At 29.5% G+C, this 22,941-nt stretch carries 16 protein-coding genes and 2 pseudogenes; 17 read left to right on the top strand and 1 reads right to left on the bottom strand.

Features of this window, described 5'->3' with window-relative positions:
* Positions 1-254: 254 nt before the first annotated feature.
* The 9 genes and pseudogenes from JJC02_14940 to JJC02_14900 all read left to right on the top strand — a co-directional run bounded on the left by JJC02_14940 (position 255) and on the right by JJC02_14900 (position 13,750).
* Entirely contained in the window at positions 255-1,646 is a 1,392-nt protein-coding gene (locus tag JJC02_14940; GenBank protein UDN54173.1) for a YfcC family protein, read from the top strand.
* Positions 1,647-1,659: 13 nt separating this feature from the next.
* Entirely contained in the window at positions 1,660-2,847 is a 1,188-nt protein-coding gene (locus tag JJC02_14935; protein UDN54172.1) for a M20 family metallopeptidase, read from the top strand.
* Between the two features lie 357 nt (positions 2,848-3,204).
* Positions 3,205-4,064 (top strand): annotated as a pseudogene (locus tag JJC02_14930) (PRD domain-containing protein).
* A gap of 73 nt (positions 4,065-4,137) precedes the next feature.
* Positions 4,138-6,054, top strand: a complete 1,917-nt coding sequence (locus JJC02_14925) for a PTS glucose transporter subunit IIA (GenBank protein ID UDN54171.1) — start codon at positions 4,138-4,140, stop codon at positions 6,052-6,054.
* An 86-nt stretch (positions 6,055-6,140) separates the two neighbouring features.
* The gene (gene ascB / locus JJC02_14920; protein UDN54170.1) at positions 6,141-7,568 is read left to right on the top strand and encodes a 6-phospho-beta-glucosidase; all 1,428 of its coding nucleotides are present in this window, start codon (positions 6,141-6,143) and stop codon (positions 7,566-7,568) included.
* 13 nt (positions 7,569-7,581) lie between these two features.
* Positions 7,582-9,015: a glycoside hydrolase family 1 protein gene (locus tag JJC02_14915; protein ID UDN54169.1), complete on the top strand. Its 1,434-nt coding sequence runs from the start codon at positions 7,582-7,584 to the stop codon at positions 9,013-9,015.
* 373 nt (positions 9,016-9,388) lie between these two features.
* Complete coding sequence (locus JJC02_14910) at positions 9,389-11,398, top strand: sigma 54-interacting transcriptional regulator (protein UDN54168.1); 2,010 nt, start codon at positions 9,389-9,391, stop codon at positions 11,396-11,398.
* A gap of 242 nt (positions 11,399-11,640) precedes the next feature.
* Positions 11,641-12,387: a gamma-glutamyl-gamma-aminobutyrate hydrolase family protein gene (locus tag JJC02_14905; protein UDN54167.1), complete on the top strand. Its 747-nt coding sequence runs from the start codon at positions 11,641-11,643 to the stop codon at positions 12,385-12,387.
* A gap of 43 nt (positions 12,388-12,430) precedes the next feature.
* Entirely contained in the window at positions 12,431-13,750 is a 1,320-nt protein-coding gene (locus JJC02_14900) for an amino acid permease (GenBank protein UDN54166.1), read from the top strand.
* 156 nt (positions 13,751-13,906) lie between these two features.
* On the opposite strand, the gene JJC02_14895 is transcribed toward JJC02_14900, so the two are convergent.
* On the bottom strand, positions 13,907-15,574 hold the full coding sequence (locus tag JJC02_14895) for an alpha,alpha-phosphotrehalase (protein UDN54165.1): 1,668 nt from the start codon (positions 15,572-15,574) through the stop codon (positions 13,907-13,909).
* Positions 15,575-15,928: 354 nt separating this feature from the next.
* On the opposite strand from JJC02_14895, the gene JJC02_14890 reads away from it, so the two are divergent.
* The 8 genes and pseudogenes from JJC02_14890 (at position 15,929) to JJC02_14855 (ending at position 22,841) form a co-directional block, all read left to right on the top strand.
* Positions 15,929-16,759, top strand: a complete 831-nt coding sequence (locus tag JJC02_14890; GenBank protein UDN54164.1) for an HTH domain-containing protein — start codon at positions 15,929-15,931, stop codon at positions 16,757-16,759.
* 606 nt (positions 16,760-17,365) lie between these two features.
* Positions 17,366-17,434: pseudogene (locus JJC02_14885) on the top strand (IS200/IS605 family transposase).
* Between the two features lie 90 nt (positions 17,435-17,524).
* Entirely contained in the window at positions 17,525-18,634 is a 1,110-nt protein-coding gene (locus JJC02_14880; protein UDN54163.1) for a transposase, read from the top strand.
* A 170-nt stretch (positions 18,635-18,804) separates the two neighbouring features.
* A complete protein-coding gene (locus JJC02_14875) occupies positions 18,805-19,758 on the top strand; it encodes a PTS sugar transporter subunit IIA (protein UDN54162.1) in 954 nt (317 codons plus the stop codon).
* Between the two features lie 11 nt (positions 19,759-19,769).
* On the top strand, positions 19,770-20,798 hold the full coding sequence (ypdE, locus tag JJC02_14870; GenBank protein ID UDN54161.1) for an aminopeptidase: 1,029 nt from the start codon (positions 19,770-19,772) through the stop codon (positions 20,796-20,798).
* Between the two features lie 17 nt (positions 20,799-20,815).
* Entirely contained in the window at positions 20,816-21,136 is a 321-nt protein-coding gene (locus JJC02_14865) for a PTS lactose/cellobiose transporter subunit IIA (protein ID UDN54160.1), read from the top strand.
* 2 nt (positions 21,137-21,138) lie between these two features.
* Complete coding sequence (locus JJC02_14860) at positions 21,139-21,465, top strand: PTS sugar transporter subunit IIB (protein UDN54159.1); 327 nt, start codon at positions 21,139-21,141, stop codon at positions 21,463-21,465.
* A gap of 38 nt (positions 21,466-21,503) precedes the next feature.
* Positions 21,504-22,841: a PTS sugar transporter subunit IIC gene (locus JJC02_14855; GenBank protein ID UDN54158.1), complete on the top strand. Its 1,338-nt coding sequence runs from the start codon at positions 21,504-21,506 to the stop codon at positions 22,839-22,841.
* The last annotated feature ends 100 nt before the right edge of the window (positions 22,842-22,941 follow it).

Genomic DNA, 22,941 nt, shown 5'->3' with positions numbered 1-22,941 from the left:
AGTAAGTGCCGAAGTGCTAGTGTCCAAAGCTAGTGCTGGGACTGTATTTAATAAGTACAGTACTGTCATCAAAATTATCCCGAATTTTGATGGAGAGCTATCTTAAATAAGATAAAGGGAAGATGCAGGTATGTTGTATTTAGCACATTTAGCTCAACATGTATCCATGTTGAGCTTTTTTACATCTATACAAAATAGGATAAAAAGGGATGCAATAATAAAATATTTTAATTTAAAAAGTGGGGAGATTAAAAGTGAGTAGTTTAAAAAAGAAAAAGTTTACTATGCCTCAAACACTTACTATAATATTTTTATTAATAGTAGTGATGGCAGTTCTTACTTGGATAGTACCAAGTGGAAATTTTGAAAGGGTGGATATAGACGGAAGATCAGTTGTTGTAGCTGGAACTTATGAAAAAGCACCATCAAATCCACAAGGGATTACTGATGTATTTACAGCACCTATAAACGGATTTATAGATGCGGCTGAAGTAGTTGGGTTTGTTTTGATAGTTGGAGGAGCTTTTGGAATAGTTAATAAAACAGGAGCTATAGAAGCTATTATAGCTCATACTGTCAAAAAAATGAAGAGGTTTCAATTTTTAATAATACCTATCTCAATGATTCTATTTGGGCTAGGTGGAACGACATTTGGAATGAGTGAAGAAACACTACCTTTTTATATGATATTTATTCCACTCATGACCAGTATGGGATATGATTCATTAACAGCAGTGGCAACGGTATTTGTAGGAGCAACAGCTGGATTTGGGGCAGCTACGACTAATCCTTTCTCTGTAGGAATAGCACAAGCATTGTCACAAATAACACCAGGTTCTGGAATAGAGTTTAGAGTTGTTATGTTTATAATATATATGACTATATCTATAGGATTTGTTATGATATATGCCAATAGAGTTAAAAAAGACCCTAAAAAGTCTTTAGTACACGATATATCACTAAATCAAGAATCAATGACTAATAGTGATACTAACATAAAAGAATTTACAAAAAGAGAAGCTATGGTAATATCAATTTTCGTGGTAGGTATGGCGATTATGATATTTGGAGTTTTAAAGTTAGAATGGTATATAACTGAGATTGCAATGATATTTACAGCAATAGGTATAATATCAGGAATAGCATCAGGGCTTAAACAAGATGAAATAGTTAATTCATTTATAAATGGAGCAGGAGATTTAATGACAGCAGGGCTATGTATAGCATTTTCTCGTGGAATCGTAATAATAGCAGAAAATGGATTTATAATAGATACAATTTTAAATTCTGCAGCAAATTTATTAAATGGACTACCAAAAACTATATTTATAAATTTAACTTTCTTAATAGAAGGTTTGATAGCATTTTTAATACCATCTGCTTCAGGGCTTGCATCACTTACAATACCTGTACTTGCACCACTTGGAGACTTAGTTGATGTATCTAGACAAATGATAGTTACAGCTTATCAATTTGGTATAGGTGTAACTAACCTAATAACACCTACATCAGGTGTTTTAATGGGAGCATTAGCAGTAGCTAATATTCCTTGGTCAAAGTGGGTTAGATTCATAGTTCCTCTAATGGTAGTATTAACAATTCTTGTAATGGTATTCTTGACAATAGGATTATATCTAGGATTATAATAGGAGGTAAGTTATGATAGAGAATGTAAAGAAAAGAGCTTATGAGATAGAGGATGAACTTGGAAAAGAAATTGAAGAAGTATGTGATTTTATATTCAATACCCCAGAGCTAGGTGAAGAAGAATATATATCATCAAAGTACTTAGTAGAGAAAATGAAGGAATATGGATTTGATGCAACTTATCCGTACTGTAATATGGATACTGCTTTTAGAGCAGAATTAGGAGATAGTGATGGTCCTACTATAGCATTTTTAGCTGAGTATGATGCACTTCCTGGATATGGAGAAGATAAAGAACCAGCTCATGCTTGTGGGCACAACTGGATTGCAGCATCTACACTAGGAGCTTGTATAGTATTAAGTAAATTAAAAGAAAATTTTAAAGGAAAAATAGTACTAATAGGAACACCAGCTGAAGAAACAACAGGAGGAAAATGTGATTTAGTTAAAGCAGGAGCTTTTGATGATGTTGATGTAAGTTATCAGATGCATATAGAAGCTTTTAATAATATAAACTGCAAGGCTTTGGCAATAGATTCATTAGAGTTTAGTTTTGAAGGGGTATCAGCACATGCAGCTAGTCATCCTCATATGGGAGTTAATGCGTTAGATGCAGTACAACTTACTTTTGCTGGGATAAATGCACTAAGACAACATGTAAAATCAGATGTTAGAATACATGGGATAGTTTCAAATGGAGGAGAGGCTCCAAACATAGTTCCAGAAAAAGCAGCCTGTAAATTTTTCGTAAGAGCTGCTGAAAGAAGTTATTTAGATGAAGTAACTAAAAAGGTTATAAACTGTGCAAAAGGAGCAGAGTTAATGACAGGAGCTAAGCTTTCCTATAGATATTTTGAAAATTCTTTTGACAACATAATAAATAACAAAGTGCTTCAAAAGATAACAAAGAATAATTTGATTGAGGTGGGTATAACAGATATATTAGAAGGTAAAGATGGACCAGTAGGTTCTACAGATATAGGTAATGTAAGTCAAGTTTGCCCTACTATGTATACAGAAATAGCTTTAGATATAAATCCAATGGTGTATGTTCATGAAAAAGAGTTTCTAAACTATGCAAATTCTGAGGAAGCTTATGATAAACTTCACAAAGCAGTAAAAGCAATGGTAGGATGTGCATTAGAAATTTATCTAGAAGATGGACTACTTGATGAGATTAAGAAAAATCACTTAAACTAAAAATAAAATAAATGGGTATTACTTAAAAAATGGTAATACCTTTTTTATTTTGTTTATTGATAAAAATAATATTTTTGTGGATTCAATTTATATAGTTTGTTTAAAATTAAAATATTGAGAAAAAGTTGACACTAAAAAATAAATTTGCTAACATATAATAAATAATAATTAAAATAAAATACAAACGGATAGTGATTGTTTAAATACAAGCTAAACCTATTTATTACTCAGGATTCATGGGAGTCTATTTAATGTGTAATAAATAGGTTTTTTTTTATGTAATAAATTACATTTTAAATATTCTAAATAATTAAAAAAGATTTATTTTAACTTAATGCTAGTAAAGGGGGCATCACAATGATTATTGAAAAAATACTCAATAATAATGTAATTATTACAACTGATGAAAATCATAAGGAAATAGTAGTTATGGGAAGAGGTTTAGCTTATAAAAAACGTACAGGAGACCATATATCAAAAGATAAGATTGATAAGATATTCAAACTTTCAGATCCAAATATATCTGATAAATTTAAAGAATTAATAGCGGATATTCCTATGAGATATATGGAATTATCAGATGAAATAATTTTATATGCTAAAGAAAAATTAGGGAAAAGATTAAATGATAGTATTTATATTTCTTTAACAGATCATATGTATACCGCAATAGAAAGAGCTCATGAAGGAGTAAATGTGAAAAATGTATTACTTTGGGATATAAAAAGATTTTATAAAAATGAATTTAAAATAGGTCTAGAGGCTTTAGATTATATAGAAAAAAATTTGAAATTAGACTGCCAGAAGATGAAGCTGGATTTATAGCACTACATATAGTTAATGCACAAATGGATCAAAATATAAAAATTATATATGAGATTACACAAATAATACAAGAAATTGCAAATGTGGTTAAGTACCATTATAAAATAGTATTTGATGAGGATTCAGTTTATTATCATAGATTTATTACTCACTTAAAGTATTTTGCAGAAAGAATTGTTAGTAATAATTTACATGAAAATAATGAGGATGATTTATTAAATGTAATAAAAGTCAAATATAAGAATGCTTATAAATGCATAGAAAAGTTAGATGAGTTTATACATAAAAAATATAATTACGATTTAACAGATGAGGAAAAATTATACTTAACTATTCATGTTGAAAGAGTGGTAAGCAAAAGTATTAAGTCAGATATAAACCCTAATAATTAGGTTTATATATATTGGGTGGTGACATTAAGTTGGCCAAACCTTCATATTTCAAAAAGAAAATGGAGGAGAAAAAATGAGAAAGTATGAGCAATTATCAAAAGACATTATTGCTAACATTGGTGGAAAGGAGAATATTAGCAGTTTATCTCACTGTATAACGAGACTACGTTTTAAGTTAAAAGATGAGTCAATAGCAAATGATGATGTACTAAAAAAGATGGATGGTGTAGTTACTGTAATGAAAAGTGCAGGTCAATACCAAGTAGTTATTGGTAACCATGTTCCAGATGTTTATGAAGTTGTGTGCGATTTGGCTGGATTAGGAGGGGATGCAATAGATAATTCAGATTCAGACGTACCAAAAGGATTACTTAATAAGTTTATAGACATAATATCAGGAGTTTTTCAACCAATACTAGGAGTATTGTGTGCTGCTGGTATGATAAAAGGATTCAATTCAGTATTTACAGCACTGGGTTTGTATGGAGAAACTGATGGTGCATATATTATGTTAAATGCAATTGGAGATGCGATGTTCCAGTATATGCCGATAATTCTTGGATATACAGCTGCCAAGAAATTCAAACTAAAACCATTTATCGGTATGCTTATAGGTGCAGTTTTATGCTATTCAGGTATTCAATTAGATACTCTAGCATCTACAGGTCAACCTTTATACAGTTTATTTACTGGAACAATATTTGAATCACCAGTATATATAACTTTCTTAGGACTACCAGTAATAGCAATGAACTACACTTCAACAGTAGTTCCAGTAATTTTAATAGTATTATTAGCATCTAAGTTAGAAAAAGTGTTTGCTAAAATAATACCAAATGTAGTAAAGAATTTCTTTGTACCAATGGCAGTTTTACTAGTTTCTTTACCCTTGGGATTTATGGTTATAGGACCTATAGCTACCTATGCTTCCAATATAGTTGGGAATGGATTTTTAGCATTATTTAATTTCTCATCAATTTTATATGGTGTATTAATTGGTTTATTATGGCAAGTGCTTGTAATATTTGGACTACATTGGGGGCTAGTACCAATAGCTATTTCAAACGTTATGACTATGGGGTTTGATACAATATTAGTGGGAGCATTTGTACCATCTTTTGCACAAACAGCAGTAGTAGCAGCAATGTACTTTAAATTAAAAGATAAGAAAATAAAAGAGTTGTGTATACCTGCAATTATTTCAGGGATATGTGGTGTAACAGAGCCTGCAATATATGGAATAACTTTACCAAGAAAAACACCATTCATATATAGTTGTATAGGTGGTGCTGTAGCAGGAGCTGTAATGGGAATAATGAATGTAAAAAGTTATGTAATAGGTGGACTTGGAATATTTGGTATACCTAATTATATAAATCCAACAACTGGAGATATGGCAGGTGTTTATGCAACGATAATAGCAATAGTAGTAGCTATTGTAGTAGGATTTGTGTTAACATTCTTTCTTTGGAAAGATGATACTATAGTAGAAATTTCTGAAGATGATAATGGGCAAGGCGTTGTAGAAAAAAACAAAAGAGAAGTAGTATATAGCCCAATAAGAGGAGAAGTAAAGGCTTTGGAACAAATGCAAGATGCAGCATTTTCAACAGGTGTATTGGGAAAAGGTGTAGCAATAACACCCAAAGAAGGAAAAGTAGTAGCACCATTTGATGGGACTGTAATGACTTTATTTCCTACAAAACATGCAATAGGAATTATATCTGATAATGGTTGTGAACTACTTATACATATAGGGTTAAATACTATTCAGTTAGAAGGTAAATATTTCAAATCTTTTGTTAATCAAGGAGATAAGATTCAAAAAGGTCAGACCTTAATAACTTTTGATATAGAAAATATATCAAAAGAAGGATATTGCTTAGAAACACCAGTAGTTGTTACAAATTACTCTGATTATGTGGATATTATAGAAAATACACAAAAGTATGTAAATAGTAGCCAAGAATTGATAACTGTTCTAGCGTAAAAGATAGGTTTATTAATTAAGAATTGGATATACGTATTTTTATTTAAAAATAGATTTACTATAAATAAATTATTGGAGGTAGAGTTATGGCACTTAGAAAAGATTTTTTATGGGGTGGAGCAACAGCCGCAAATCAATGTGAGGGTGGATATAAAGAAGGTGGCAGAGGTCTTGCTAATGTTGATGTTACACCACAGGGAAAAGATAGATTTCCAGTTTTGGCTGGGAAAATGAAAATGTTTGAATGTGATGATGAGCATTATTACCCAGCACATGAAGCAATAGATATGTATCACAATTACAAAGATGATATAAAATTGTTTGCAGAGATGGGCTTTAAATGTTATCGTATGTCAATAGCATGGACTAGAATATTTCCAACAGGAATTGAGGAGGTTCCAAATGAAGAGGGACTAAAATTCTATGAAGATTTATTTGATGAGTGTTTAAAGTATGGGATAGAACCACTTGTAACAATTTGCCACTTTGATGTTCCTATGTATTTAGTAGAAAAATATGGAGCATGGAGAAATCGCAAATTAGTAGATTTATATGTAAAATATTGCGAAGCTATATTTACAAGATTCAAAGACAAGGTGAAGTATTGGCTAACATTTAATGAAATAAATATGATACTTCATTTACCATTTATAGGTGCAGGGCTATATATAGCAGAAGGTGAAAATGAAGAACAAACAAAATACCAAGCTGCTCATCATCAATTAGTTGCAAGTGCATTAGCTACTAAACTAGCTCATGACATAAATCCAGAATTTAAAATAGGGTGTATGTTAGCAGCAGGAAACACTTATGCAAACACTTGTAACCCATTAGATGTATGGAAATCTATAGAAAAAGATAGGGAAAACTACTTTTTTATAGATGTACAATCTCGTGGAGAATATCCAAGATATGCACTAAAAGAATTGGAGCGAAAAGGAATAGATATAGTGATGGAAGAAGATGATAAAAAGATACTTAAAGAGAACACAGTAGATTTTATATCGTTCTCATATTATTCATCAAGACTTACAAGTGCAGACCCTGAAGTAAATATTTTAACAGAAGGAAATGTTTTTGCAAGTCTTAAAAATCCATACTTAGATGCGAGTGAGTGGGGATGGCAAATAGACCCACTAGGGCTTAGAATAACTATGAACTCTTTATATGACCGCTATCAAAAACCATTATTTATAGTTGAAAATGGACTAGGAGCAGTAGATACTCCAGATGAAAACGGCAATATAAATGATGATTATAGAATTGATTATTTACGTGCTCATATAAAAGCTATGATAGATGCCGTTGAATTAGATGGTGTAGAATTATTAGGATATACTCCGTGGGGATGTATTGACTTAGTAAGTGCTAGTACTGGAGAAATGAAAAAGCGTTATGGATTTATATATGTAGATAAAGATAATGATGGAAATGGAACTTTAAAACGCAGTAAAAAGAAGAGTTTTGACTGGTATAAAAAAGTGATAGCATCAAATGGTAAAGAATTAGAATAGGGGGTATATAGATATGGCATTTAAAAAAGATTTTTTATGGGGTGGAGCAACAGCTGCAAATCAATGTGAAGGAGCTTGGAATGTAGATGGGAAAGGTCCATCTTGCTCAGATATGTGTACAGGAGGTTCTCATACAGTAAGTAAAAGAATAACAAGAATTATAGAAGAAGGGACGTTCTATCCAAGTCATGAAGCAATAGATTTTTATCACAGATATAAGGAAGATATAGCTTTATTTGCAGAAATGGGATTTAAGGTATTTAGATTTTCAATAGCATGGACTAGAATATTTCCAACTGGAATGGAGAAAGAACCAAATGAAGCAGGGCTTAAGTTTTATGAGAATGTAATAGATGAATGTTTAAAATATAATATAGAACCATTAATAACAATATCTCACTATGAAGTACCCTTCGCAATAACAGAGAAATACAATGGATGGGTTTCAAGAGAGGTAATAGGCTTATATATGAATTACTGTGAAACAATATTTAAAAGATACAAAGGAAAAGTAAAATATTGGTTAACATTTAATGAAATAAATTCAGCTACTATGCCTATGGGAGGATACTTATCGCAGGGGATATTAAATGAAGGGACTACAGATTTTATAAACCAAGTAGATATACCTCAACTTCGTTTTCAAGGGTTACATCATCAATTTGTAGCAAGTGCTAAGGCTGTTAAGTTAGCTCATGAAGTAGATTCAAATTACCAAGTTGGATGTATGCAAATATTTGCAACAATGTATCCTTATACTTGTAATCCAGATGATGTAGTTAAAACTCAAAGAGACAGTAGAGTAATGAATTATTTCTGTGGAGATGTACAAGTGCGTGGCGAATATCCAACTTATATGAATAGGTATTTTGGAGAAAATAATATTGAAATAAAAGTGGAAAAAGGAGATTTAGAAATTTTAAAAGAAGGTTGTGTAGATTTCTATACATTTAGTTACTATATGTCTACATGTGTAAGTAGTAATTCTAAAGAAGCTAATACAAGTGGCAATATATTAGGTGGAGTAAAAAATCCATATCTTAAGTCTAGTGAATGGGGCTGGCAAATAGACCCTAAAGGACTTAGATATGCACTAAATGAAATTTACGATAGATATAGAATACCTATGATGGTAGTTGAAAATGGTTTAGGAGCTTACGATAAAAAAGAACCTAATGGAGTAATAAATGATGACTATCGTATAGAATATTTAAAAGAGCATATAGAGCAAATGAAGGAAGCTGTAGAAGATGGTGTTGATTTATTTGGATATACTCCATGGGGATGCATAGACTTAGTAAGTGCATCTACTGGTGAGATGGCTAAGAGATATGGATTTATATACGTAGATAAGTATGATGATGGAAGTGGAGACTTATCTAGGATTAAGAAGAAGAGTTTTAACTGGTATAAACAAGTAATAGAATCTAATGGTGAAAAGTTATAGTATGTAGATACTGTTTATGTTTATAAGAGTAGTAAATAGTGTCAATATAATACAATTTTTTATCATAAAGAAAGATGGAGTAACGATTCGTTATTCCATCTTTTTTATAATGAATTTAAAAGGTAAAAGTGATATATGATTTGTATAATTTAATCTATAAAAATAGATTAATAATATAAAGACTTATAAGCTATAAAGGTTAAGTTTGTAGATACTATTGAGAAACTTTAAAATAAAAAGTAAGAAAATTATCAAATTGGCACAATTTTTGCTCTACATAAATGTAAAAAATGCAGGATTTTTTGGTAGTGTAAAAGTGAAAACCAAATGTGTATTATAAAAGAGTAGAGTATATTTTAAAAGGAGTAATAAAATGAAAACAATAGCAGTAGTAACTGATGGTCTATCTAAATTAGAATGTTTTTTAAATAAAAATCTAGAACTGATATTTAAAGATAAAGTAATAATAAAAAACTATTATTTAAATAAAATAACAGAAAAGGAATCGATAAAAGGTGACATAATATTAGTAATGATAGATGATAGAGTATTAAAAATAAAAAAATATGTAAAAGATGTCTCAAAAATAATAACTATAAATAGGAGTATAAAGCAAAAGGAGATATACAAGTTATTTTCATTACCAGAAGGAATAGATGTATTAGTAGTAAATGACAATAGTCATACTATATTGGAAACAATATCTAATCTATGTAATATAGGAATAAATCACTTAAATTTTATACCATATAATCCTAATGAAGAATATAGAAACATTAAGATAGCTATAACGCCAGGAGAGGCAGATTTAGTTCCTAAATATATAGAAGAAGTTATTGATTTAGGGCATAGATATATTGATAGTTCAACCTTTATTCAAATAATAGCAAAACTCAAATTGGATGATAAGGAAATTACTGATAGGTTAATTAAGTATACAGATGAAGTGATTAGTTTATATTCGGGAATAAATACTAAATATAAGGAACTTACTATAAAAACAGATGAATTAAATTCCATAATAAACTTGTCAAACTTAGGTATGGCAATGGTATCAGATAAGGGAAACGTAATTATCTGTAATAATAGTTTAAGTGATATACTAGATATTCAAGGTGATATTATAGGAAAAAATATAGATGAATTAGAGAATGAGAATATTAAAAAGATTTTTAGGTTAAGTAAGGCACATGATGAAGTTATAAAGCTTAATAATAAATATTTAAATGTAAATAAATATAATATAGAAAGTTTTGGAAAGGTTACTGGATATTATTTTTGTATTCAAGAAATAACTTACATAAGAAAATTAGAACAAAACTTATCAAGGAAGCTTAGAGAAAAGGGTCAAGTGGCTAGATATACTTTTGATGATATAAAAACAGTATCACTGAAGATGGAAAGAACTAAGGACTTAGGTATGAAAATAGCTGAATCTGATTATACAGTTCTTATAACTGGAGAAAGTGGAACAGGAAAAGAACTAATGGCTCAGTCTATTCATAATGCATCACCAAGGCATAGTCAACCATTTATAGCAATAAACTGTGCAGCTATGCCAGAAAATCTACTTGAAAGTGAACTTTTTGGATATGAAGAAGGTGCTTTTACAGGAGCTTTAAGGGGAGGTAAAAAAGGCTTATTTGAACAGGCTAATAACGGAACTATATTTTTAGATGAGATAGGGGACATGCCTATATACTTACAAAGCAAATTACTTAGGGTATTACAAGAAAATCAAGTCATGAGAGTTGGAGGAGAAAATGTAATAGATATTGATGTTAGAGTAATTGCAGCTACAAATAAAAATTTGTTAGAAATGATAAAAGAAGATAGATTTAGAGCAGATTTATATTATAGGATAAATGTATTGCCTATAAACATACCACCTTTAAGAGAGAGAAAAGAAGACATAGAATTTATGTTAAAGTATTTTATGAAAAGAAAGAAGAAAATTAGTCAAGATGTTGAAGATATTATTAATTCATATCAATGGCCAGGTAACATAAGAGAGTTAAAAAATACAGCTATGTATATTAATATTATGAGCTCTGAGTATACTATTTTAATTAATGATTTACCTCATAATTTACTAAATATAACTGAGGATTATAGTAAAGAAATAAGTATATTAAAAGATAGAACATCTATAGAAAAAGTAAAATTAGTAATGAAATGCTTAAGAAATGCTAATAATCTTAATAAAAACATTGGAAGAAATAGTATTGTCAATTTAATAAATGAATTAGGTTATGGTATAACTGAAGGTGAGGTAAGGGGGATACTTAATATCCTTAAAGAGTTAGATTTAATAATATGTGAATCAGGTCGAAAGGGAAGCGAATTAAATAGAAGAGGTAAAAATATATTAAATATTATTTAATAGGTAAATAAAAAGGAAAGTATAAATACCTATTTTACCTATTAATTAAGTTTAGGAGTATTTAAAAAAGTCAAATTAAACAGAAGAAAAAAATATAAATTAATAAAGTTATTTATATTACTAGTATTTAGAAAAAGTATTTCTAAAATGAATTATAATCTTCAAATAAATAAAATATTGGTATGCTACTTGCTCTTTAATAGAAAAGTAGCATTTTTTATTGTTCATAAATAAGTTAAGGGGTGAAGAAAGTGGTTAAAAAGAAATATCCAGTGATAGGAATATCAGGTAATTTATTAATTGATGAGGGGGGAATGTTTCCTGGCTATGAAAGGGCTTATGTAAATAATGACTATATACAATCAGTCGTTATGTGTAAAGCTATACCATATATTGTACCGATTGTATATGATGATGAGATTATAAAGGAGCAAGTATCTAATATAGATGCGCTTATACTATCTGGAGGACAAGATATAAATCCACTTATATGGAAAGAGGAACCTCATAATAAGCTAGGTGCAATATCACCAAAAAGAGATGTTTTTGATATGAAACTATTAAAACATGCTTTAGATATGAAAAAACCCGTTTTAGGTATATGTAGAGGAGAACAAATTATAAATGTAGCTGAGGGAGGTAGTTTATATCAAGATTTATCTCTAATTGAAGGAGCATATATTAAACACAATCAGCAACATTTATCTAATGTACCTACACATACAGCACAGATAAAGGAGGGTACAAAGTTATATGAAATATTAGGCGAAAAAGAAATTTTAGTTAATAGTTTTCATCACTTAGTTGTCAATGAAGTAGCTCCAGGATATATTGTTTCAGCTACAGCTAAAGATGGTTTAATTGAAGCTATAGAAAAGGAGGGAAGTGAGTTTGTAATAGGGATACAATGGCATCCAGAAATGATGACTAGAGATTATGATAATATGAAAAAAATATTTATGGCAATAGTTAAAGAAGCATCTAAATAAAAATAATTATGACTATATTAAGTTGGGTTTGGAGGGAATAACAATGGAAAAAGGCATTAAGTTAGGTTTTTGGAGTATTGTATTATTAGGAATCAATGCAATAATAGGGTCAGGTATATTTGGGTTACCTGGCGATGCTTATACAGATATAGGTCCAGCAAGTATATTAGTATTAGTTTTTTGTATGTTTTTAGCTGTTTCTATTGCTTTATGTTTTGCTGAAGCAGGTAGTTGGTTTGATACTGATGGTGGACCATATCTTTATGCAAAAGAGGCGTTTGGAGATTTTATTGGATTTGAAGTTGGATTTATGAAGTGGATAGTTAGTATGATTGCTTGGGCCACTATGGCAAATTTCTTTGCTGTAACACTATCATCTGTATGGCCTCAAGCAGCAGAACCACTTACTAAGAATATAATAATTGGTATATTAGTTGTAGGGCTTGGGATTATAAACTTTATGGGAATGAAACAATCTAAGCATTTAAACAATATAATGACTATAGGAAAATTATTACCAATAGTTTTATTTATAGCTGTAGGATTATTTTTTATAAAAGGTTCTAATTTTACACCATTTGTAATAATACAAAAAGGTCAAAGTGCATCATCAGCTTTTGTAGCAGTATCCATAACTTTATTTTATGCTTTTACAGGATTTGAATCTTTAGCTGTTGCAGCAAAAGATATGGAGAATCCTAAGAAAAATGTACCTAAAGCATTGGTAATGGTAATGTTTGTGGTATCAGTAATATATATGCTTATACTGGGAATAAGTATAGGCGTATTAGGCAATGGATTAGCAGGGTCAGCTACTCCTGTTGCAGATGCTGCTATTAAGATGTTGGGTCCTGTAGGTGGGTATATAATTACAATAGGAACTATAGTATCTGTTGGAGGTATAAATATTGCATCATCTATATTTACACCAAGGTCTGCTGCTGCTTTGGTTGAACAAGGATTAATGCCTAAGTCTATAAGAAAAACTAATAAAAATGGAGCTCCGTATATAGCAATTATAGTATCTGTTATAGGAACTCTACTAATAGCGTGGTCGGGTTCATTTACAACATTATCTCAAATAAGTGTTGTATCTAGATTTATTCAATATATTCCTACCTGCTTAGCTGTATTAATATTAAGAAAGAAGTATGCTGGTAAAGATGTAAATTTTAGGATACCTGGAGGAGCGATTATACCAATATTTGCAGTTATTATAAGTATATTATTACTAATAAAAGCAGGTATCGATGAACCTATGAAGATAGTTTGGGGATTAGGTGGAATGATAATTGTAGTTCCTATATATTTCTATATGACTAAAGTATACTCAAAGAAATATAATGATGTTGAAGTCAAATAATTCTTGTAATTTGCAGAGATTTTATAAAGATTATTTTGAGTTTAGGATACTCGGTATAACACTTTGGTGTTATACCATTTTTTACATAAATAACTTTATTTTTTGACTGCTCTAGTTGCATAGAATGTAAATATTAAAAATAGGCTTAATATAATTTTATTTATAATATATCATTATACTTTCGTAAGGTTTTATTTCCATTTCACTCTCAATTGTACCTCTAGTATAATTGGTTTCAAGTATCGTGTAGTTTAATTTATTCAAATAAGTTTCAGGTAATTTATACACTACATTATCATGAGTAAAGTTACTTATAACAAGGAGATTTTGGTTTTTATATTCTCTTTCATAAATAAATAGATTTTTATGATTTTCATCTAACAATCTGTAATTACCTTCTGTAAAAATATCATATTGCTTACGATATTTTATTAATCTTTGATAAGTGTAAAATACTGAACGAGAATCCTTAAGTTCATTTTCTACACTAATATTGTCATTATTAACTTTTAACCAAGGTTTATGATTAGAAAATCCCTTATAAATAGTATTATCCCATTGCATAGGAGTACGAGCGTTATCTCTAGATTTTTGTTGAAGTATAATCAATGCTTCCCTTTCATCAATACCAGATTTAATCATATCATAGTATGCATTCTTACTTTCGGCATCATCATATTCATCTATTTTAGTAAAGTAGGCATTTGTCATACCTATTTCTTCACCCTGATATATGTAGGTAGTACCCTGTAAACCAAATAGTGTTATAGCTAACATCTTAGCACTTTCTTGACGAAAAAATCTATCATCTCCAAATCTAGATAAAGCTCTAGGTTGGTCATGATTAGAGTAAAATAGAGCATTCCATCCTTTTCCTTCATACATTTTATATTGGAAGTCAGATTGTGCTTTTCTTAATTTATCTAAAGAAAACATTTTATTAGTCCATTTTACGCCTCCTTTATAGTCTGTTTTCATATGATGGAAGCTGAAAACCATAGATAATTCTTCTCGATTTTCTCTAGTATAATTAATACACTCTTCGGGTGTAGTAGATGACATTTCACCTACAGTAACTATGTTTTTAGGTTTGAAAACTTTTTGATTCATGTTATGCAAATATTCATGTATACGAGGACCATCAGCGTAGTGAGTTCTTCCATCTCCTTTTGGACCTGTTATAGGGTCATCAGGTAATCCAGGTGTTTTAGATAATAGGTTGACTACATCTAAACGAAAACCATCAATACCTTTATCAGCCCAAAATTCTAGTATTTTGTAACATTCTTCACGGACTTTTTCATTTTCCCAGTTTAAATCAGCTTGAGTTTCTTCAAATAAATGTAAGTAGTATTGATTCGTAGTCTCATCGTATTTCCAAGCAGTTCCACTAAATCTAGATATCCAGTTATTAGGGACAGAACCATCAGGTTTAGTGTCCTTCCAGAAATAATAATCACGATATGGATTGTCTTTGCTTTTTTTAGATTCTTTGAACCACTTATGTTCAGTAGATGTATGGTTTAAAACCATATCCATCATTATTTTTATGTCTCTTTTATGAGCTTCTTTTAAGAGTTTTTCAAAGTCGCTTATTGTGCCATATCTTGGGTCTATATTATAATAATCTTCTATATCATACCCATTATCTCTTTGAGGTGAAACATACATAGGAGTCAACCATAATAAATCAACACCTAAAAAAGAAAGATAATCTAACTTTTCTATAATACCATTTATATCACCTATACCATCATTGTTGCTATCTTTAAAACTTTTTGGATATATTTGATAGACAGTTGCTTTTTTCCACCAATTTTTCATACTTGATACCTCCTGTAATTTATAACTTAATTATAATATGTTTAAACAAATTGTCAAGTATAAAACTAGTACTAAAGTTATAACATGGAAAAAACTAATATTTGTATAAACATATAATTGCATAGAGAATAGTGAAGTTGCTGTGGTATAAATAGGTAATGTATTAGGTTTTTAATTTCATTTTATAGTGAAATTAAAAACCTTTTAAAAGTATTGTGTAGAAAATATAATAACAATATAAGCATCTTACACAAATCGATATTAAATTATACAATGATAAAAAATGAAATAATTCTACAGTATTTTTTAGAATGTAAGAATAAAAACTATTATGGATAATAGGGAGGTGTAAGAATGCGAATATTAAATATTATAAATGATTTAAATGACACAAATAAGTATCTATCTATAACGTATTTTATAGATAAGTATTCTGTATCTAAAAGAACACTACAAAATGACTTTTCGTATTTATCTAAAGTATCTAGTAATAAAGGTTTTAAAATAATACAAAAAAGAGGATTAGGCTATTTATTAGAGATTAAAGATAATGCTTTATTTGAAAAATTTAAAGTTGAGTTGTCTGAGTATTTAGACCAACCTAAGTTAAACGCTGAAAATATAATTTCATGTATTATCTTAAATGAAGATTATATAACTATTGACAAGATATTAAGAAAGTTAAAGACAAGTAGGTCAGTAGTAAAAGGATATAAAGAAGATATTGATTCTTATTTAGAAAAATATAATCTTAATCTAGAAAGAAAGTCTCACTATGGATTAAAAATTATAAATAGCATGAAAGAAAGGAGAGAATTAATAGTAGACCTTTATATAAAAGAAAATGAAATTATAAAAGAGTATATTGATAGTAGTCTGGAAAACGATTTTAAAAAAATTCAGGAAAAATTTATTAATAACTTAAAGGAAAATAATTTGACCATAAATTATATGGAGCTAAAAGAAATACTATCTTGGTTAAAAGTAACTATGTATATAGATAAGCAAGCTAAATTATTAGAACTAGATGATAATACCAATGAATATGAATTAAATTTATCTAATGAAGATTACAAGATATTGCAATCTTTGATAAAGAAAAAAGCTAGACAAAAATTTAGCACACAAGGAGGTGCAGATAGCTTAAGAGATGACTTAGAAGATTTTTTAGAGAAATTTGATTAAAAAATAGCTACGCATACTCGTGACTTTAGTCGTGAACTAGTAGCTAAGGTAGTCAGCATATAGGGAAACTTATATGTAGAGATAGGATAGAACCTATCCAATACTACTTGAATTGCTAAAAACCCCTAAAGCTAACCAAACTAAAACATAAGGATGAAATAAACCTAAGTGTGAAAGTTACGAAAGTAGAAAAAATTGGTTAGATGGTATAAGGTTAAACCCTAAGTACTTTAAAATGGGCAATCAGCAGGTAAGCTCCGAATAGGAGAAACTTCAACGACTATTCCTCTTGAGGGAAGTACACTACAAGCTATTGGTAGTGGAAGTGGGTAGACCTTAACGGATAATGCCGAAGGATAAGATATAGTCTGTGCTTACATGAAAGTGTAAGAAGTTCATAAGAGAACTGCATAGGTAGTAGCGAACTTATGTGAACGACAACCTCAAAAATGATAAAAGTTAAGACTTACGGTTCTTAAATATGTTATTTAAAAATAAATATAAAATTCTTTAAAATACTTGTTTAAAAAAATTGCGCTTGTTAATATTAGGATGGGTGATGAAAAATTGAAGTGACCCAGATATGTATATTTAGTACAATACCATATAGCATGGTGTGTAAAATATAGACTTCCAGTATTAACAAATGAAATTGAAGAAGATTTAATTAATATATTTAGTTGCTACTGTATCATAAAATACAGGGGAGCAGATAAGAAAATATATTAATTAATCAGAAAAAACAGGTAAAGTGAGGTAATAGTAGTGGAAAAAGCTTATAAGTTTAGAATGTATCCAAATAAAAAACAGCAAGAGTTAATTAACAAAACTTTTGGATGTTGTAGATTTGTATATAATAAATATCTTGCTAAAAGAATAGAAGTTTATAAAAATGATAAAGAAACTTTTACTTATAAACAGTGCAGTTCTGATTTGACCAATTTAAAAAAAGAATTAAAGTGGCTTAAAGAACCTGACAAATTTTCACTACAAAACACCTTAAAAGATTTAGAAAACGCATATGAAAAATTCTTTAAAGAAAAGGCAGGATTTCCTAAATTTAAATCAAAGAAAACTAATAGATTTTCATATAAAACTAACTTTACAAATGGAAACATTATGTACTTTAGTCAATATATAAAATTACCTAAACTTGGTATGGTTAAAATAAGGGATAAACAAGTACCTCAAGGGAGGATACTTAATGCTACTATATCTAAAGAACCAAGTGGTAGATATTATGTATCATTATGCTGTACTGATGTAAATATTGAAGCATTTGAAAATACTAATAATCAGATAGGTCTAGATTTAGGAATTAAAGAATTTTGTATCTCAAGTTGTGGACAATTTATAGAAAATCCTAAGTATCTTAAGAAGTCATTAAGAAAACTTTCTAAATTACAAAGAGAATTATCGAGAAAAACAATCGGTAGTTTAAATAGAAATAAAGCAAGGTTAAAAGTTGCAAGACTTCAAGAACATATAGCTAATCAAAGGAAGGATTTTCTACAAAAATTATCTACTAAATTAATAAAAGAGAATGATATTATTTGCATAGAAGATTTACAAGTAAAGAACATGATTAAAAATCGTAAACTATCTCTCTCTATTTCTGATGTGTCGTGGTCAGAATTTGTTCGTCAATTAGAATACAAGGCTAATTGGCATGATAGACAAATTGTAAAGGTAGGTAAGTTCTTTGCAAGTTCGCAAATATGCAATAAATGTGGGTACAAAAACGAGGAAGTGAAGAACTTAAATATAAGAGAATGGATTTGTCCTTGTTGTAATGAAACTCACGATAGAGATATAAATGCAAGTATAAATATATTAAAAGAAGGATTAAGACTAATAACAGTTCAAAATAAATAACTTATGTAAGAACCGTAGGAACTGCGGGGATAGCCTGTGGAGAATACATATTTTAGTATGCAAAATTCTATGAAGCAGGAACCCTGTGACTTTAGTCATGGGAGGTTCAGAAAGAAAATAATACATATTTTAATGAAGATGAAGAATTTAAAAAGTCATTACTAAATCATTTGACAGAATTATTAGAAAGGTCAACCTTTAGTATATCTTATCAAAATCCACTTATAGATGAAATACAAATTAAATATCCAGTTGCTTTTAATATAGCTATATTACTAGGAAAAATAATGTATAAAAAGTATAATGTTAAAATCCAAAGAGATGAAATTGGGTTTATAGCTACATACTTTGCTATGAATATGGAAAAGCAAGCTATCTATGAATTTAGAAAGTATAATTCAATAGCAATAGTATGCTCATCAGGTGGTGGAAGTGCTCAGTTAATAAAATTTAAGATAAGTAGTTTGTTTGAAAAAACTAATATAAAAACTTTCTCTCTTATACAGATGAAAGAATTAGAAAAATTTAATCCAGATATTATCTTCTCGATTTGTGAACTAGATATAAAACTAGAAGTACCTATTGTATATATAAAAGAACTTTTAGATGATTATGATATTTTAAGAATTAAAGAGTTGATTATGTTTGAAAAATTTAAGGAGTACTCTTTAGAAAATAAAGGTCAAGCATTTATCAGTAAATTTTTAAGAAGTGACTATTTTAATATAGACAATGATTCAATAGATTATATTGAATGTTTAGAAGATATGTCTAAAAATATAGAATTAAAAGGTGCAGGAAATTATGGATACTCTGAGAAGGTTTTGAAAAGAGAGTCCTTTGCAACAAATATATATATAAATGGAGTTGCAACACCTCATCCTATAGATATTGATGGAAATGAGAATTTAATTTCAGTAAAGATTTTACAAAATCCAATAGTATTTGAAGGTAAAAAAGTTTCTTTAATATTTATGATTTGTTTAAAAAAAGAAAATATTGGACTTTATAAAAAAATTAGTAGCAGTTTATATGAAATAATGAATGATATAGAAACTGTTCGACTACTTGTAAATGCTAAAACATTCAAAGAATTTGTAGCTTTAATAAATCAAAGAATATAGAGGGTAATCGTATGAGTATAGATTATTTAAAAAAACTATGTGAGGCAGATGGAATAGCTTCAAATGAACAAGAAATAAGGGAGATATTAGCTGAGAATATAAATGGAGAAATTAGTTTTGATAACTTAGGAGGTATGATAGTTCACCATAGAGGTGAAGGATTAAAAATAATGTTTTGTGCTCATATGGATGAAGTTGGATTTATGGTAAGACATATAAGTGATATTGGAATGCTACATTTAATTACTGTTGGTGGAGTTAAAGATAGTGCAAAGTCTTTCCAAAAAGTAAATATAAGCAAAGTTGATGGGACTAAGGTAAAAGGGCTTATGAATTGTTCATATGATGAAAATCACAAAGTAAAAGATGTATATGTAGATGTAGGAGTAAGTACAGCTAAAGAGGTTGATGCTTTAGGCATAAACATAGGAGATATAGTATGCTTTGCTAGTGATAGTGAAATGTTAAGTGAAAATGTACTTATGGCAAAGGCTTTAGACGATAGAGTAGGATGTTATGTACTTAAAGAGATAGATAGAAGAATTAATCAAATAAAAAAGAATGACAATGATGTATACCTTGTGTACACAAGTTCCGAAGAAGTTGGGATAAGAGGAGGTAAAACGGCATCAAAAGTAGTGAATCCTGATGTAGTGTTTGCTATAGATGTTGCTTGTGCACCAGATTTAATTAGAAATTACACAAATCAACGCCAATTATCTAAAGGCTGTATGATAGTGCATTATGATAAGACAATGATTCCTAATAAAAAGTTCTTAAATTATATGAAAGACTTGGCAACTAAGTATGATATAAAATTCCAGTGCGATATGTTTAGTGGCGGAGGAACAGATGCTGGAAATGCACATCTAGTAAATGAAGGAAAATTAGCTATAGTTTTAGGTGTTCCTTTAAGATACTGTCATGGAAATTATTCAATGGTAGATATGAGGGATGTTGAAGAGGTTATCAATTTATGTACTGCTGTTATTAATGATATGAGTATGGAGAAGTACAGTGATATATTAAAGTTTATTTAACAACATAGGAGGTAAGCATGGAAAATTTAGAAGTGAAAATAATGGAGATAATAGTTTCTTCAGGGGATAGTAAAACAAAGTCATTTGAAGCTTTAAATAAAGTGAAAGAAGGTGATTATGAAGGAGCTAGAGCTTGTATGGAAGAAGCTAGAAAAATAGATATAGAAGCTCATAATGCACAAACTGCATTAATACAAAGTGAATTATCTGGAGATTGTGAGAGTAAGTCAATGGTGAGTTTATTAATGGTACATGCTCAGGATCATTACATGACTTCACAGTTATCTAGAGATTTAATAGAAAAATTAATAGATATATTTGAATCTAAGGAGGCGTAAAAATGAGAATAATATTATGTTGTGCAGGTGGATTTTCGACTACAATGCTAATGAAAAACATGGAGAACACTGTAAAAAATAGTAAAAAATTAAATTCTGATGATTTTGAATTTAAAGCAATACCAGTAGATTTATTAAAAAATGAGGTTGATAATTGTGATGTACTAGTTATAGGACCACAAATAGCTCATAGACTTGATTACATAAAACCTATACTAGAGCCTAAAAATGTACCATATGTAATAATAGATCAAAATACATATGGAAAAATGGATGGTGCAACTGCACTTAAGATGGCATTAATAGCTCACAAAAAAGCTAATATGTAATATTCATTAAAGTATACTATGATGACGGGGGGAAAATAATGTTTAAAAAGTTCGAACAATTTATGAATAAGCATCTTACACCAATTGCACAAAAGATGGACAAGCAACATCACTTAAGTGCAATTAAAAAGTCAATGGTGGCAATGACTCCAATACTTATAATAGGAAGCTTAAGTCTTATGCCAGAGGCTATAGGAAACTTAGCAGAAAAGGCTATGGGAGCAAATGCTATAACTTCATTTATAACAAATAATATGGACTCGTTACAACTTCCATTTCACTTAACTATAGGAATGATGGGATTTTTAGTATGTATGTGTATAACGTATTTCCTTTCAGAACACTATAAGCTTTATGTGCCAGGAGCAATGTCTTTAGCTGCCGTTGGTTTTCTTTTAATGAGTTTTAATTTTACTGAAGATGGTGGAATGGATATTAAATATATGGGAACTAAAGGTTTGTTTATAGCAATGGTGGCAGGTGTATTAGCTGTTGAGTTGTATAGATGGTGTAAAAAGAAAAACTTTACTATACGTATGCCAGAAAGTGTGCCTGATTTTGTATCAAGTTCATTTGAATTAATACCTACAACAGTAATAATAGTTGGAGTATTTATGGGTATAAGAATAGTGACTTTACAAGTGTTTGGAGTACTGCCTCCAGAAATACTTACTCAATTTTTAGCTCCATTAGTTGGTTCTTTAGATAATCCATTTACATTTGCATTTATAACATTCTTAGGAATAACATTATTCTTCTTTGGAATACATCCATCCGTATTATCGCCAATAACAGCACCAATAACAGCACAATTTTTAGCTGAAAACTTGGAAGCTATGGCAGTAGGTCAATCACTACCACACTTCTATACAGGAGGAATGGTAAGTGCATTTGCAAACTTTACAGGAACAGGAGTAACATTTGGTTTGGTATTTTGGTATTTAATGTCTAAGAGAGTAGATTTCAAGCGTATAGGTCAAGTTTCTTTAGTACCAGCATTATTTGGCATAAATGAACCTATATTATTTGGTGGACCAATAGTTTTAAATCCGACATTCTTTTTACCTTTTGTAATTGGAGGAACTATACTAGGAACATTTCCAGCATTCTTGATGCATGCAGGAATATTGGCCAAACCTTTTTTCAACCCTCCATATTTAGGAGTATTTATAGAAGGATTCTTAGTAAATGGGCATTGGCTAACTCCAGTAGTTCAAGCAGTTCAAATGGTGGGCTCTATATTAATATGGTATCCATTCTATAAAATGTATGAAAAGCAATGTGATGAGAGAGATACTAAGCAGGCTCAAGAAGTTCAAGAAGAATCTGTAATATCTCCAGAAGATTTAGGTTTATTAGGTGATTTAGATTTCTAGAAATATAATTTAAGCATATAAATAAAAGCTGTGAAAATAGAGCTACAAATCTATATTCATAGCTTTTATTTTATAGAGTAGCAAGATATTTTAATAATAA

It is taken from the genome of Clostridioides sp. ES-S-0054-01, from assembly GCA_021561035.1.
Lineage (GTDB): Bacteria > Bacillota > Clostridia > Peptostreptococcales > Peptostreptococcaceae > Clostridioides.
The sequence above is the reverse complement of the archived record's forward strand: the minus strand, read 5'-3'. Positions and strand labels throughout refer to the sequence as shown.